The 15712-nt window shown below is 67.2% G+C and carries 10 protein-coding genes; 5 read left to right on the top strand and 5 right to left on the bottom strand.

Annotated elements, in window-relative coordinates:
• The first annotated feature begins 440 nt into the window (after positions 1 to 440).
• Complete coding sequence (locus ACZK3J_RS02550; RefSeq protein ID WP_012479049.1) at positions 441 to 1853, top strand: DEAD/DEAH box helicase; 1413 nt, start codon at positions 441 to 443, stop codon at positions 1851 to 1853.
• Positions 1854 to 2412: 559 nt separating this feature from the next.
• Here ACZK3J_RS02550 and ACZK3J_RS02545 read toward each other — a convergent pair.
• Complete coding sequence (locus ACZK3J_RS02545; RefSeq protein ID WP_478476391.1) at positions 2413 to 5007, bottom strand: M14 family zinc carboxypeptidase; 2595 nt, start codon at positions 5005 to 5007, stop codon at positions 2413 to 2415.
• 74 nt (positions 5008 to 5081) lie between these two features.
• Positions 5082 to 7721, bottom strand: a complete 2640-nt coding sequence (locus tag ACZK3J_RS02540) for a TonB-dependent receptor plug domain-containing protein (RefSeq protein ID WP_478476390.1) — start codon at positions 7719 to 7721, stop codon at positions 5082 to 5084.
• Between the two features lie 192 nt (positions 7722 to 7913).
• Here ACZK3J_RS02540 and queD point away from each other — a divergent pair, with 192 nt between their 5' ends.
• Positions 7914 to 8276 (top strand): 6-carboxytetrahydropterin synthase QueD, encoded by a 363-nt coding sequence (gene queD, locus ACZK3J_RS02535; RefSeq protein ID WP_014645831.1) that lies wholly within the window; start codon positions 7914 to 7916, stop codon positions 8274 to 8276.
• Between the two features lie 117 nt (positions 8277 to 8393).
• Positions 8394 to 8741: a phasin family protein gene (locus ACZK3J_RS02530; RefSeq protein WP_478476389.1), complete on the top strand. Its 348-nt coding sequence runs from the start codon at positions 8394 to 8396 to the stop codon at positions 8739 to 8741.
• 448 nt (positions 8742 to 9189) lie between these two features.
• On the opposite strand, the gene asnB is transcribed toward ACZK3J_RS02530, so the two are convergent.
• Positions 9190 to 11091 carry an asparagine synthase (glutamine-hydrolyzing) gene (gene asnB / locus ACZK3J_RS02525; RefSeq protein WP_423163258.1) on the bottom strand — a complete coding sequence of 634 codons (1902 nt, stop codon included), beginning with the start codon at positions 11089 to 11091 and terminating at the stop codon, positions 9190 to 9192.
• Positions 11092 to 11441: 350 nt separating this feature from the next.
• On the opposite strand from asnB, the gene ACZK3J_RS02520 reads away from it, so the two are divergent.
• Together ACZK3J_RS02520 and ACZK3J_RS02515 are read left to right on the top strand one after the other, a co-directional pair.
• Positions 11442 to 12131: a winged helix-turn-helix domain-containing protein gene (locus ACZK3J_RS02520; RefSeq protein ID WP_478476388.1), complete on the top strand. Its 690-nt coding sequence runs from the start codon at positions 11442 to 11444 to the stop codon at positions 12129 to 12131.
• Positions 12128 to 13474, top strand: a complete 1347-nt coding sequence (locus ACZK3J_RS02515) for an ATP-binding protein (RefSeq protein ID WP_478476387.1) — start codon at positions 12128 to 12130, stop codon at positions 13472 to 13474. The genes ACZK3J_RS02520 and ACZK3J_RS02515 overlap by 4 nt, the downstream gene beginning before the upstream one ends.
• Here ACZK3J_RS02515 and ACZK3J_RS02510 read toward each other — a convergent pair.
• Together ACZK3J_RS02510 and ACZK3J_RS02505 are read right to left on the bottom strand one after the other, a co-directional pair.
• Positions 13471 to 14940, bottom strand: coding sequence for a sensor histidine kinase (locus tag ACZK3J_RS02510; protein ID WP_100437804.1), 1470 nt, complete (start codon positions 14938 to 14940; stop codon positions 13471 to 13473). The two genes, ACZK3J_RS02515 and ACZK3J_RS02510, sit on opposite strands and share 4 nt — an antisense overlap.
• A complete protein-coding gene (locus tag ACZK3J_RS02505) occupies positions 14937 to 15656 on the bottom strand; it encodes a response regulator transcription factor (RefSeq protein ID WP_014645826.1) in 720 nt (239 codons plus the stop codon). Before ACZK3J_RS02505 ends, ACZK3J_RS02510 begins: the two co-directional genes overlap by 4 nt.
• Positions 15657 to 15712: the final 56 nt, after the last annotated feature.

Below are 15712 nucleotides of genomic sequence, written 5' to 3'. Positions count from 1 at the left end.
CACAGCCGCCAGCGGCTGGGCCGGGCCCCGGAGGGGTACTTGCAGCGCCCCCCGCAACCGGACCCACCCCGCATCCCTCAGGAAACCGGCTTTTGACGTTGACGTTGACGTTGCTTCGGCCTCTGCGGGTGCAGGGCGCAGCCCTGCAGAGAGCCCCCTACCTGAACAGGCCTTTTTGCGTGAAGTCTCAAACATCGTTTAGACTTGCAGGGTCTGCAGCGGCCGTCCGTTTCCCTCCGGGACCGCCGGCGACCAGGGTCCGCCCTCTTCGCCCGCCCCCACTCCGACGCCGTTCGTCACGCATTCCAGCCTGCGCTTCGTGCCGGCTGCACCCAATTCTCGCAGCGCGGTTCACGGGAACGCTCCGAGTCAGCCGATCAGTTTGATCTGCCCCCGTCTGTCCGTTCGGACAGGCGTTTCTTGTACTTGGAGCAATCTCAATGTCTTTTGAATCGCTGGGCCTGGCGCCCTTCCTGCTGCGTGCGCTTGCCGAGCAAGGCTACGAAAACCCGACCCCGATCCAGCAGCAAGCGATCCCGCTCGCGCTGGCCGGTCGCGACCTGCTGGCCGGCGCTCAGACCGGCACCGGCAAGACCGCCGCCTTCGGCCTGCCGCTGCTGCAGCACCTGGGCACCGCCTCGCAGGAAGTGCGCAGCGGCCCGCGCAAGCCGCGCGCGCTGATCCTGGCCCCGACCCGCGAACTGGCCACCCAGGTGCATGACAGCCTGCGCGGCTACAGCAAGTACCTGCGCATCCCCAGCGCCTGCATCTACGGCGGCGTCGGCATGGGCAACCAGCTGGACATCCTGCGCCGTGGCGTGGACCTGCTGGTGGCCTGCCCGGGCCGCCTGATCGACCACCTCGAGCGTCGCAGCATCGACCTGTCCGGCATTGAACTGCTGGTGCTGGACGAAGCCGACCGCATGCTCGACATGGGCTTCCTGCCGTCGATCAAGCGCATCCTGGCCAAGCTGCCCAAGCAGAACCGCCAGACCCTGCTGTTCTCGGCCACCTTCGAGGACAACATCCGCCAGCTGGCGCTGGAATTCATGCGCAACCCGGAGCAGATCCAGGTCACGCCGAAGAACACCGTCGCCGAAACCATCACCCATCGCGTGCACCCGGTCGATGCCGGCCGCAAGCGCGACCTGCTGCTGCACCTGCTGGCGCAGGACAGCCGCGAGCAGACCCTGGTGTTCGCCCGCACCAAGCACGGCAGCGACAAGCTGGCCACGTTCCTGGAAAAGTCGGGCATCAAGACCGCGGCGATCCACGGCAACAAGAGCCAGGGCCAGCGCCTGCGTGCACTGGGCGACTTCAAGGCCGGCCGCGTGACCGTGCTGGTGGCCACCGATATCGCCGCGCGCGGCATCGACATCAACGAGCTGCCGAAGGTGATCAACTTCGACCTGCCGATGGTGGCCGAGGACTACGTGCACCGCATCGGCCGTACCGGCCGCAACGGCGCGACCGGCCAGGCGATTTCGCTGGTGGCACAGGATGAAGTGAAGCTGCTGCGTGCGATCGTGCGCCTGCTGGGCCGCGACATGGACATCCGCGATGTACCGGGCTTCGAGCTGCAGGTGCCGATCCGCTGGGGCAACAGTGCGCCGGGCAAGGCCGAGCACGATACCGGCGAGCGCGCACCGCGCAAGAGCCATGCGCGCCGTCCGCACGGTGATGCGCCGCGCCACGCGCACGCAGGCCCGAAGAAGGCCGGCGGTGGCCGCCGCGAAGGCGGTGGCAATGGCCAGCAGCGTGCAGGTGCCGGCCAGGGCCAGCGCCGTGGCGGTGGTGGCAATGGTGGCGGCCGTGGTCGTGGCCAGGGTGGCGGCGGTGGTCGCGCTGGCTGATCCCAGCCGACATGGAGCGTGCTTCCCGCTGCGCGGGGGCTATCGAGGGACGGCGCTGACGCGCCGTCCTTTTTTGTTGCGGGCTACCGGGTGATAAAGCACGCGGTGGCAGTACCGAGGGCGAATGGGCATGGGGGCAGCGCAGAACACGCTGTAAATACGTCCATGTAAGCTCGATGGCGCCATCCATGGCGCCAACGGTTCTGCGCTGCCCCCATACCCATCCGCTTCAAGCATTACCTGCGCCTTCTTGTCCCGCCGGGTAGCCGGGAGAAGAAAGATCAAATTCAAATTCAAATTCAAATTCAAAGGCAAAAGCCGAAGTCGCAATTCCTGGCTTCGCTTTTGCTTTTGCTTTTGCTTTTGTATTTGCCCTTGCTCCCGCCTTGGGGTCTGATGCGTCCGCGCCCGCAGGAAACTGTCATGGGAGGCAGGGGGCCTCAGCCAGGGCCGTTGGCGCCAAGGATGGCGCCATCGAGCCCCCATGGATGGGTTTACGGCGTGTCCTGGCTGAGGCCCCCTGCCTCCCAAGCACAACAGAAACTCGGCGCCAAACACCTCAACCCCGCGCTTTACCCGGATTCACCAGATTGCCGAAGAAGATCGCGTTGATCAGCAGTCGGTCCGTTCCGTGCCAGTACTTGCGGTGTGCCGGGTCATCGGCAAACAGCACCACGTTGCCCTGCCCCTGCGCCGACACCAGCAGCCACGCACTACCCGCCACCCGCGTGCGATTGCGCTCGGACAGATAGCCATTCACCCGCGGCGGCGTGTCGATGCGCACCACCGTCGAGAACGGGTTCGTGCTCGGCTGCAGCGTTACCGTGTTCTCCTTGTTGATCGCCAGCTGCCGGCGCGGCACACCGAATGCCAGCGGATGGCTGGTATCCACATCAGCGCTGAGGATGTTGCCGCTGACGCGCTCGATCGCTGCGATGTCGCGCTGATCGCCGAATGCACGGCGGCTCTCGTCAGCGGTTTCTTCTTCCTTGCCAAGCTTCTCGCCGTCGGCCAGCTTCTGTTCGATTGCCCACTTCGAGGCACTGCCGTAGGTCACCAGCGAACCACCGGCCTGCACCCAGCGCTTCAGCGCGGCCACTGCCGTTGCATCGACGCCGGTGTAGGTACCACCGGACAACACGATGGTGGTGTAGCGGTCCAACGGCACTTTGCCCAGCTGCTGCGGATCCAGCTTGCTGGCCGGCAACCGCAGCTGCTGGTCCAACAGGAACCACGCCGATCCGATTTCGGTGGCGGCCACGCCCTCGCCCATCACGAGTGCCACCGCAGGCTTGCGCAGCGCCTTGACGCCGTCACTGCCGAGGTCGATGCCTTCGCGGCTGCGGCCACTGGACAGCGCGTGCACCTGCACACCTGCCTCGCGTGCGGCGGATGTCACTGCCTCAAGCAACGCCGCACCCTGCAGCGACTGCCCAGTGACCGGAATGACCAGGCTGCCGGCGGCGAAGCTGACCTCGCCCTGCGCGGTCGCGGTGGTGAACGGCTGGAATGCCGCGCGTGCATTCACGCCCTTGCCCTGCAGCGCGGCCAGCGCGCGCCCGGCATTGTAGTCGCGCCAGTCGATCGCGTAGGCGAATCCTGCCTGGCCGCCCAGCACGGTGCCCTGCTCCGCCGGCAGCGCCGCCACGCGTGCGCCGCCGTCGATGCGGCTGCGGCTACCGGCGAAGGCCACGCCGTAGGCCGGTGCAATCGCGTAGCTGGTGCTGCCGTAGAACACATCGCCCTTGATCGGCGGCGTCTCGGCAAAGATCGAATGCACCAGGCGGAACTGCGCCTGCTGCACCGGCACCACGTAGGCGCTGCTGGCATCGAAGCGCTGGCCGTCGACAGTGACTGCACGCTCCAGCGTGCGAACCTCGATGCGATGCAGCAGCAACAGTTCCAGCAAACGACGGGTCAATGCGGGGTCATGCGCATCGCCGAATACGAAGCTCTTCACCGGCTGCTGTGCGGCCTGCTTCAGTGCGCTCTGGAAGAACTGCTTCTGCAGGTCGAACAGGCCGCTGCGCTCGGCTACCGCGCCGCGCACCGTGCCCAGCCCGGTAGCCACCTGGTTGCGGATGGTGAACGGGAACGTCAGCAGGCCGTTCACCGATTCCTGCACGCGGCCGCGCGAGCTGGCCTGCTCGACGGTAACGCCGACGGCACCGTGGAAATCAGGATAGGTCGAGCCGTACACCGGCGAGAAGTTGTCGAAGTTCTCGCCGGTGTAGTACAGCGAGCCCAGCGCATCCAGCGCCTGCGCGTGGTACTTGGCCAGAGTCTTGTTGAATTCGTACGACGCCGCCGGAATCAGCGGGCTGTGCATGCTCTTCGGCGACGGCTCGAAGTAATAGGTGCTGTCCTTGCCCATCTCGTGGAAGTCGATCTGCACGTTCGGGTACCACTGGTGGAACACCTCCACCTTCGGCCGCGAGTCCTGCTGGGTCAGGGCCAGCCAGTCGCGGTTGAGATCGGTGAAGTAGTGGTTGGTGCGGCCCTGCGGGAACGGCTCGACGTGTTCCTTGTCGGCCGGGTCGGCCGAAGCCGGATCGGAGGCCCACGCGTTGTGCCAGTTGGCGGCACGATCACGGCCGTCCGGGTTCTGCGCTGGGTCGAACAGCACCACCGCCTGCTGCAGCCACTGCTGGGTTTCGGCACTGTGGTTGGCCACCAGGTAGTACGCCGTCAGCATCGCCGCTTCGGCACTGGAGGTCTCGTTGCCATGCACGCTGTAGCCCAGCCACACCACCACCGGGCTGTCACCGACGGCGCTGCGCGGCTGCGCCGGATCGGCCAGGGTCGCGTGCTGCTGGCGGATCTGTTCCAGCCGCGCGTGGTTGCCTGCAGCAGTGACGGTGGCGATCAGCAGCGGGCGACCTTCATAGCTGCGGCCGATCTCGCGCACGCTGATCTTGTCTGAGCGTTTCGCAAGTTCCTGGAAGTACGCCACCAGCTGGTCGTGCCGGGTGTAACGGCTGCCGATCGGGTAGCCGAGGAACTGCTCCGGCGTGGGCACCGCTGCATCGAACGCCGCTGCGCCGGTCACCTGCGGGAAGAAGTACGCGCTCTGTGCCTGCGCCGGCTGCGGCGAGGACAGTGCGGTGGCGGCGGCAAGCAGCAACGGAAGAACGGCACGACGATGCAAGGACACGATGACTCCCCTGGAACACAACGGCAGACAGTCGCGCGGCCGGTCCCTTCAGGTGACCGGCCGCGGCGGATGGATCAGAAGCGGTAATCGAAGCCCAGCGTGAAGTAGCGGCCACGCAGGTCGTACTGGCTGAAGTCGTACGGCGCGCGGATGCCCGGGAACGAGGCGTCGTACGGCGGCGTCTTGTCGGCCAGGTTCTGCACCTTGGCGTACACGGTCAGCTTGTCGATGCCGGTGTAGGCCAGGTACAGGTCGTACTGGCTGTAGCTGCCGACACGCTGCTGCACGGCCTTGGCGGCGGTACTGGCTTCCTGGCGGTAGCTGCTGGTGTAGTACCAGGTCACGGCTGCGTTGAAGTCGCCGTACTTCCAGTCCAGCGTGGTGGTGGCCTTGTCCTTGGGCAGGGTTGCGCCCAGGTTGCTGCCGGCGTAGTCCACCAGTGGGCCGCCGACCACGGTCGGGCGACGGTAGTCGCGCACGTGGGTGTAGGCCGAGGACACGGTGAAGTCGCCCAGCGCAGCGGTCGGGATGCGCTGGCGCAGCTCGACGTCGATGCCCGAGGTCTTCAGCTCGCTCAGGTTCTGGTAGCGGTTGTAGACCGCCTGCAGCTTGCCGCGCTCATCGCGCTGCACCGCACCGGCCACGTTGTCGTTGACCAGGGTCTGGGTGTTGTTGGTGCCGACCAGGTTGTCCAGCTGGATGCGGTAGTAGTCCACGCTCAGGTTGGTGTTGGCCCACGGCGACAGCACCACGCCGAAGTTCACGCTTTTGGTGCGCTCGGGCTTCAGTTCGTTGTTGCCGACGGTGAAGAAGGTCGGGTTCTGGCGCGAGCCCGGCACGTCCGGGTCACGCGGATCGACCACGCTGCCGTAGGCGATGCTGGTGCTGTTGGAGTTCTCCGACAGCGACGGCGCGCGGAAGCCCTTCGAGGCCGAGGCACGCACCAGCAGGAAGTCGAGCGGCTGCCAGCGCAGGCCGATCTTCGGCGAGAACGCATTGCCGAAATCATCGTAGTGATCGGCGCGCGCGGCGGCGGACAGCTCCAGCGTCGAGGCCAGCGGCACGTTCACTTCGGCGTAGGCCGCACTGACCTGGCGCTGGCCGTGCACTTCGGCGATGGCCGGGCGCACCTGCAGGCCAGCGTCGATCTGCCACGGATTGTTGGAGTCGAGCTTCTCGCGGCGCCACTCGGCACCGGCAGCGAAGCCGATCTCGCCGGCCCAGGTGTGGCCCAGGCTGCCGGAGATTTTGGCATCGATGCCCTGCAGCTTGGATTCGGCCGGACGCAGCGTGGCGATGTTGATCGAGTCGCGCACCGACTGCGGCGTGGCGGCAGGATTCAACAGGTTGTAACTGCCGGTGGCCAGCGCATCGGCCAGCGCCCAGCGGTTGGCGAAACCGCCAGAGACACTCTCACGCTCGCTGCTGCGCGCGCCGAACGCGGCCACTTCCCAGTCCCACTTCGCGGTGGTGCCACGCAGGCCGAACACGCCGCGATAGGCGGTGGAACGGTTGGTCTTGAGCGTGCCGCCGAGGTCGAAGAAGGTGTATTCGATCGGAATCGCACGACCGTAGGGGTTGTACGGATTGTTGGCCGGCAGCAGCGACGACACCGGCTCGGCCAGGCCACTGTCCGCGTTCAAGGCGAAGCGGCCACTTTCCAGAGTGAAGAACGGGCTGCTGCCAAACCACGCGGTGCTCTTGATCTGGCTGTACAGCACTTCGCCGAAGGCTTCGACATTGTCGTTCAGGCGGAAGGTGCCGTTGGCATAGGCCTGGTAGCGCTTGGTCGAGGGAATCAGCGTGGTGAACGGCGCCTGGTTGAAGCCGCAGGTATCACCGGCCAGGCCGTCGATCGGCGCGCTGGCAACGCGGGTGGTACCGGTCGGGCAGTTACCGTTGGCATCGAGCATCGGCACCGACACGCCGTTGACCAGATAGCGCGCGCCCTTGGCCGACCAGCCGTTCCAGCGGCCGCCGGGCTTGTCGGTGTAGATGCCGCTCTTTGTCAGGTTGCGTTCGTCCTGATCCAGGCGTTCGCGGTTGTAGCCCTGCAGGCTGAAGAGGATGTTGTAGCCATCGGTGTCCAGATCACCCAGGCCGCCGACGAACTTCAGGTTCTGCTCGTGCAGGCCGCCCTGGTCGGCGCCGCCGAAGCTGCCGCCGATCTCGGCGCCTTCGAAGTTCTGCCGGGTGATGATGTTGACCACACCGGCCACGGCGTCGGAGCCGTAGACCGCCGAGGCGCCATCCTTGAGCACTTCGATGCGTTCGACCGCGACCAGCGGAAGCGCGTTGAGATCGACAAAGGTGTCGGACAGGCCACCGGCCGGGAAGCCGTAGTTGGCCAGGCGACGGCCATTGAGGAGCACCAGCGTGTTCTTCTGCGACAGGCCACGCAGGCCGATGCCGGCCGAGCCGGAGGCCCAGCCGTTGTTGGTGGTTTCGTTGCTGGCGTTGCCGGTGTTCGCCGAGATCGAGCGCAGCACATCGGCCACGGTGGCCTTGCCGGTCTGTTCCAGCTGCTGGCGGCCGATCACCTGCACTGGGTTGGAGGCCTCGGTATCGGTGCGCTTGATGTTGGAACCGGTGACGCGCACGGCGGCCAGGGTGCTGGCTTCGCCACTGGCGTCGGCGGAGGTTTCGGCGGCGGCGGACAAAGGCGCGGCCAGAGCGACGGCCAGGGCCGCCACGAGCAGGGTGTGCTTGGGCATGACGATGTGGGGGAGGTGGTAAGGGCGACGAAGTTCCGCAGTAGTCCATGCCTGGCCGGGGTCCGGCCAATAACATCTCTTCATACGGATATAAGAGAAATTATCATCTCTTCATCCGGATGGAAAGACTTTCTTCACGAAAGCCCAACATCCGCTCAGGCTGGCCGGCCACCTGCGGCGTACAATCGCGCCATGGAAATCTTCAAAGTCTTCATGCTCGAGGCGGCGCACCGCCTCCCCAACGTGCCGCCGGGGCACAAGTGCGCGCGCCTGCACGGCCACTCGTTCCGGGTGGAACTGAAGGTCGAGGGCGAGCCGGGTGCGCAGACCGGCTGGATCATGGATTTCGGCGACGTGAAGGCGGCCTTCCAGCCGATCTACGACCGCCTGGACCATCACTACCTCAATGACATCCCCGGCCTGGAGAACCCGACCAGCGAGAACCTGGCGGTGTGGATCTGGAACGAGCTGAAGCCGGGCCTGCCGGCGCTGAGCGAGATCACCGTGCACGAAACCTGCACCTCGGGTTGCCGTTACCGCGGCCCAACAGCCTGATCAACCCATTGATCTGAAAGGTGTTTCAAAGGCGCCCTGGGCGCCTTTGTTATTTTTGTTGCATTGCCACATCAACGGCGTATGCTGCAATGCATCAAGCCACTCCCTGATGCCCCCATGGCCGCCGCCTTCAGCGATCGCTTCAGTGATGCCACCCGCCAGCTCGCCGCCGCGGCAACGCGCGCGAACCGGTTGGCGTTGGAGAACGCGGAAAGCATGTTCGGGGTGCAGCTGAAGGCGATAGAGCGCAACCTGACCGCGACCGGCGGCTGGCTCGGCGAGCTGGCCCGCAGTGACGACGCGGCCGGGACGCTCTCCAAGGGTGCGCAGCTGTGGCAGGACAACCTGCAGCGGCTGGGCCAGGCCCAGCAGGACGTGGTCGGTCTCAGCCTGCAGGCCAGCAAGGCCTGGTCCGAACTGGTGCAGGGCTACAACGAATCAACGGCGGACGCGAACAACCACTGACGCGACGCAACGCTCATTGCGTGGGTCCCTCCCCCCACGCAATCCGGACCCGGCAGATCCCTCCCTCTGCCGGGTCTTTTTTTGCCTGGCGTTCGGATCGCGAAGCGCGTCTTCGTCCGGAATCGCCGCGAACTGATGGGCCTCGCCGGGGTGGGCAGGGGCCTGGGCAAATGTCCCCCGGCGCCGGCCGTTGGCCGTCACCTCCTCCTTTACTTTGCCCAGCCCCCTGCCCGCCCCGACGAGGCTCGGCGTGCGGTGAGCAGAGCGCAGCGCTCGCGACAGCGTCTCAACGAGGCGCCGACGAACTCCGAACGCTGGGCGGAGGCCCTTGCGTACGAAGTAAAGGGGGAGGTGACGGCCCACGGCCGGCGCCGGAGGACATTCGTACGCAAGGGCCTCCGCCCCGCGCCACGATGATTCAATCCGCCGCACGCGATGCAGAAACCGCTCAGCGCCCGCGACCACCGTGCCAATGCTGGTGCCACGCCTGGAACATCAGCACGTTCCACAGGTGCGTGTGCCACTTGCGCTCACCACGCAGGAACGCCTCCCAGATACCGCGCACGCGCGCAACATCGAAACACCCCTGGTTGCGCAGCAGCTGCGGATCCAACAGCGCCTCCGCCCAATCGCGCAGCGGGCCCGCCAGCCAACGCGCCATCGGCGGACCGAAACCGCGCTTGGGGCGGTACACCAGCGGTTCCGGCAGGTAGCGCGCCAGCAGGTGCTTGAGGATCCGCTTGTGCTCACCATCGTGGTACTTCAGGTGCTGCGGCAGGCGCCAGGCCAGGCGCACCACTTCCATGTCCAGCAACGGCGCACGCGTCTCCACGCCCGCCGCCATGCCCGCACGATCGACCTTGGCGAGGATGCCCTCGGCCAGATCCATGCGGAAATCCAACAGCTGGATGCGCGCCTCGGCCGGCAGCGCGGTGTCCTGCTGCTGGAAGATCGTCATCGGCTCACGTGCGCCCAGCACCACCTGCGCCGGCTGCCGCCAGCGGGTGACACGCTGCAGGTAATGCCCTTCCACATCGTTGGCGGCAACCTCGGCCACCAGCGCACGCCAACCGCCCAGGCGGCCACGCTCGACGTTCATGCGGTTGCCACTGCGCCGCGCCAGATCACGCACCCAGTCCGGCAAGCCACCGCACAGGCGTGCATTGCGCAGTGCGCGGCCATAGCTGGGATGACCGAAGAACAGTTCATCGCCACCGTCACCGGTCAGCGCCACCGGCTTGCGCGCGCCCAGCAGTTCGCTGGCCAGCAGGGTCGGCAGCTGCGAGGCGTCGGCGAACGGTTCGCACCAGACCTGCGGCAGGCGCTGCAGCAGGTCCAGGCCCTGGCGCGCATCCATCCGGTGCAGATGGTGTTGCACGCCCAGATGCCGCGCGACCTGCGAGGCCCAATCGCTCTCGTCGTGGCCGGGATCGTCGAAGCCGACCGTCCAGGCCTCGATCGGCAGCGTCGACTGCGCCTGCATCATCGCGGTCACCAGCGACGAGTCGGTGCCGCCGGACAGGAACGCACCGCAGGCCAGCGGCGAATGCATGCGTGCCGCGATCGCCTTCTGCAACACCACTTCCAGCTGGTCGGTGGCCTGTTCCAGGCTGGGCGCCGGCTGCAGGGGTTCCTGCAGCGCACTCTGCATCGCATCGCGTGCGCACCAGTAGCGCGCGCCCCCTTCCGCCGCCTGGCTGGAACCGCCGGCAGCGTGGTCATCCAGATCGACGCGCAGCACCGCGCCGGCCACCAGCTTGTGGATGCCGCGGTAGATGGTGTGCGGCGCCGGCACATAGTCGTGGCGCAGCAGCAGGCTCAGCGCATCCTGGTCGATGCTCGGCGCGAAGCCGGCGAAGGCCTGCAGCGCCTTCATTTCCGAGGCGAACAGGAACTGGCCCTGGAACCAGCCGTAATACAGCGGCCGCTCGCCAACCGGATCACGCGCCAGCCACAACTCACGCGATTCGCGGTCCCAAACACTGAAACCGAACGCGCCTTCGATACGCGACAGCGCCCGCTCTACGCCCCATTCAACGATCGCCTGCAGCAGCAGCCGGGCGTCACTGCAGCTGCGTGGCAGCTCGCGCAGCTGCGCCTGCAGGTCGGCGCGGTTGTACAGGCGGCCGTCCAGGCACAACACGTAACGGCCGCAGTCCGAGCTCAGCGGCTGCAGCGGGGTATCGGTCGGCGCCCGGCAATGGCCCAGCGCGAGGCCGGCCTCGGCGTCGGTCCAGTAACCGATGCGGCCCCGGCCACGCTGCTGCAGGGCGCGCAGCATCGGCGCCAGCTGCTGCAGCAGATGTTCGTCCTCGGCGGGCGGCAACCAGGCCCCGACCACGCCGCTCATCGGGCACCTCCGCAGCGGCAGCGGCGGGACGGGTTCAGCAGGCAGGGGGCGGCGAGCGACATGGGAACGGCACGCGGAGCGGAGGAGACTCCATGCTCGGCGCCCCACCTGCCCCGCGTCAGTCGCTTTGCTGTCAGCGATGGTCACCAGACGTATCACGAAGGTAACGTTTTGTAACGGCAACAAGCTATGCTGGACGCCAAGTTGTTGCCAGGCCTGAGGCCCGGCCCGAGCGCCAGCAACCCCGGCTGAATGGCGCCCGCCCCCGGGACCCGGGCGGCCCGCAGGCTGGGATAGCATCGCCGCGCTCGTGCCGTGGCGGTACGTTTGCGCCCACGGAGGCCTTGAAAATGCTGGATATCGTACTGGTTGAAGACGATGCCCGCCTGGGTACGATGGTCAGCGACTATCTGCAGCGGCATGGCTATCAGGTGGCCCATGAGCGCAGTGGTGAGCGCGCGGTGGCCCGGATCCTGGCCGAGAAGCCGGCCCTGGTCCTGCTCGATGTCGGCCTGCCCGACCAGGATGGTTTCGAAGTGTGTCGGCAGATCCGGCCCCACTATGACGGCATCATCTGTGTGCTGACCGCCCGCACCGACAACATCGACCAGGTGCTGGGACTGGAGCTGGGGGCCGACGATTACATCTGTAAACCCATCGAACCGCGGGTGCTGCTCGCCCGCCTGCGTGCCCACCTGCGCCGCCATCGCCGGGTCGAACCTCGCGACGGCAGCCTGCGCTTCGGCGAGCTGAACATCGACCCGTCCACCCGCAACGTGCACCTGCAGGGCGGCCTGCTGGAGCTGACCACGGCCGAGTTCGACCTGCTGTTCCTGCTGGCCAGCAACGCCGGCCAGATCCTGGACCGCGATGCGCTGCTGCGCGGCCTGCGTGGCATCGCCTTTGACGGCCTGGACCGTTCGATCGATGCGCGCATCTCGCGCCTGCGCCGCAAGCTGGGCGACAACCCTGAACAACCGGAGCGGATCAAGACCGTCCGTGGACGCGGCTACCTGTTCAGCCGCTCGGCATGGGGATGAAGCGCACGCACTCGGCGATGCGCGGCCACGCCTTCCACTTCCTGCGCTACGGCATCGGCTTCCTGGTCGCCCACCTGCTGCTGATCGTGCTGGGCCTGTGGGCCTGGGATGCGCTGCTGGAAGACCGCACCGAAGCCAGCCTGCTGGCCGAGATGCGTGGCACCCATGCGCTGCTGCAGCAACGCTTCGCGGAAACACCACGTGACCAGTGGCCGGCGCTGGCACGAGGGCTCGACGCCGACTTCGCCTATGCCCTGCGGATGGTGCCGCTGGCCCAGGCGGAGAAGGCGCTGTCGGCCAGCCAGCGACCGCCGTTCAACAACGGCCGTGTGCAGATCGACCTGGAACACATGCGCAGCCTGCAGCGGATCGGCGACAGCGACTATGCCGTGATGCTGGGGCCACTGGATGAAGCGTTGCCTGAGGAAGGCTGGCAGGACAGCGAAGTGTCCGGCGTGGCGATCCTGCTGCTGATCCTGATGGTGGCCGTGGCGCTGCCGATGTATGTAATGGTCTACCGCCTGTGGCGCGATGTGTCGCAGCTGGCACAGGCGGCGCGGCAGATGCGCGACGGCCAGCTGGATACGCGTGCGCCGCGTGCCGGCACCGCGCTGGTGCGGCCGCTGGCCAATGCCTTCAACCACATGGCCGAGCAGCTGCAGCAGCTGCTGGAGAGCCAGCGCGTGCTGGCGCAGGCGGTCGCGCATGAAGTGCGCACGCCGTTGGCGCGGATGCGCTTCGGCCTGGCCGACCTGGAGGACACCGCACTCGACGAGATCCAGCGCGATGCGCTGGGTGGGCTGCGCACCGATGTCGATCGGCTGCAGCACCTCACCGATGCCGGCGTCGAATACGCCGCACTCGGTCGTTGCCATCAGCTGACCCGCCAGCGCCTGCAGCTGGCCGCGCTGGTCCGTGGCGTGGTGGCCCAGTTCGCACCGCTGCCGCTGCCGGTACAGCAGGCGCTGTCGCCAGCAGGCCTGGTCAACGTCAACCGGCATATGCTGGAACTGGCGCTACGCAATCTGCTCGGCAATGCCTTGCGCTATGCGCGGCGGCAGATCCGCATCGCCAGCACGGTCAACGATGGCCGGCTGTGCCTGCAGGTGGAGGACGACGGCCCCGGCATCGCGCCCGAACTGCGCGGCCAGGTGCTGCAACCCTATGTGCGGCTGGACCCGGGCAGCCCCGGTTTCGGTCTCGGCCTGGCACTGGTGCAGGTGGTGGCCGACAAGCATGGCGGCCACGTTGAAGTGACCGACTCCGAACTGGGCGGTGCCTGCATCCGCCTGCACCTGCCGCTGGAAAGCGGCGGTGCCGTGGAGAGCGAGACGACCTGCTAGGCCGCCGGTTCCGCGCGCGGCAGGGCAAACACGAACAGCGCGCCACGCTCACTGTCACGCAGTTCGATGCGGCGGCCATGCAGCTGCACGATCCGCTGCACGATCAGCAGGCCAAGCCCACCGTTCTCGCCACGCCGTGCGCCCAGCGCGGCCGGCGCCTGGAACAGCTGCGCACGCAACGCGGGAGCTACTCCGGGGCCATCGTCGGCCACGCTCACCTCAACGCTGTCCTGCGTCGCGCGCAGGCGCACCTCGATCTGGCCACCCTCGGGCGCATGCCGCAACGCGTTGTCAAGCAGATTGGTCAGCACCCGCTCGACCAGGCCCAGGTCGGCACGCACCAGCGGCAGGCCGGGCGGGAACGCGGCGTGCAGGCGCTGGTTGCGTGCCTGCGCCGCCAGCTCGAATTTCTGCAGTACGTCCTGCAGCAGTTCCGGCAGCGCGAACACTTCCCACTCCAGGCGCACTTCGCCATGTTCCAGCCGCGCCAGCTCGAACAGCGCACGCGCCAGCCGGCCAACCTTGGCGCTCTGTGCCAGCGCGATACCGAGATAACGCCGGCGCTCATCCGGCGACAGCGTGGCGTCTTTCAATGCCAGCGTTTCCAGGTACCCGTGCAGCGACGACAGCGGCGTGCGCAGGTCATGCGAGATGTTGGCCACCAGTTCGCGCCGCTGCAGGTCCTGCTGGCGCAACTGCTGCCATTGCTCCCCCAGGCGCTGCGCCATCTGCGCGTGCGCGTGTTCCAGGATCACCAGTTCATCGCGCTCACCGGGCCGCAGTGGCTCCGGCGGCGGCAGTGGGGTCGGCGCGTCGATGTCGAACGCCTGGATGCGTCGGGTCAGGCGCCGCAGCGGACGCGTCACCCAGTAGAACGCCACCAGCCCGGCCAGCAGGCCGAGGCTTCCGACCAGCATCACCGACCACCATGTGGTGTTCCACTGGCTGCCCGCCGCCAGGTCGTCGGCGAGCATCTGCCGGTGTTCGCCGACCAGCACTACGTACACATAACCGGCCTGGCGGCCCTGCACGATCAACGGTGCAGCACTGAACACCTTGCGGCCATCGGCGCTGCGCGGGTCATCGCCGAGGATCGGCAGTGGCGCACCAGCCAGCAGGCGGCGCAGCGGTGCCACGTCCACCTTGTTGCGCACCAGATGGCCGCTGGGCGCGTCGTGGCCGAGAATGCGGCCCTGGTCGTCCAGCAGGTAGACCTCGACGCTGGGATTGACCGCCATCAGCTGGCCGAACAGCGCACGCACCGCAGCATCGCGCATGCCGCTGGTGTCCATCAGTTCGCTGCGTTGGGCGATGTGTTCGGCCAGGCCCAGCGACAGCCGCTGCACCACTTCCTGCTCATGGCGGGTGTTGGCGCGCATCTGCAGTGCCAGCAACGCCATGCAGCACATCAGCATCAGCGCGGCGATCACCGCCGCCAGCTTCTGCCACAGATTGGGCTTAATCATGCCGCCGCCCCGGCCGGGTCGACCAGCTTGTAGCCGCGGCCCCACACCGTCAGCAGCCGCCGCGGGTTGGCCGGGTCCGGCTCGATCTTGCTGCGCAGGCGGTTGATATGGGTATTGACCGTATGCTCGTAACCATCGTGCTGATAGCCCCAGACCTGGTTGAGCAGCTCCATACGCGCGAACACCTGGTCCGGATGACGGGCGAAGAACAGCAGCAGATCAAATTCGCGCGGCGTCAGCTCCAACGTATTGCCATCCACCGACGCGGTGCGCGCGACCGGATCGAGTTGCAGCCCACCCAGCTCGATCGCGCCGGCATCGATGCGCGCGCTCTGCGCCATCGCCTCGGCGCGGCGCAGCAGCGCGCGTACCCGTGCCACCAGTTCCGGCATCGAGAAGGGTTTTGCCAGGTAGTCGTCCGCGCCGAGTTCCAGGCCGACGATCCGCTGCGTTTCGCTGCCGCGCGCGCTGATGATGATGATCGGTACATAGCGCGCCATCGCGCGTGCACGCTGGCACACCTGCAGCCCATCCACGCCGGGCAGCATCACGTCCAGCACCAGTGCATCCCACGGGCCGTCCTGCTCGAGCAGGCGCAGGCCGGCATCGCCGCTGGCGGCATGGGCGACGTCGTAACCCTCATCGCCCAGATGCATGCGCAGCAGGTCGGCGATGTGGGCATCGTCTTCAACGATCAGCACGCGTTTGGTGGACATCGGCAGCTCGGGGCCAGTGGGGAGGCTGGCTGCATTGTGGCGCGGGACGGCCGCCG

The sequence above is a fragment of the Stenotrophomonas sp. 86428_Sma genome, from assembly GCF_056481585.1.
This window is presented reverse-complemented; position numbering and strand designations above follow the sequence as displayed.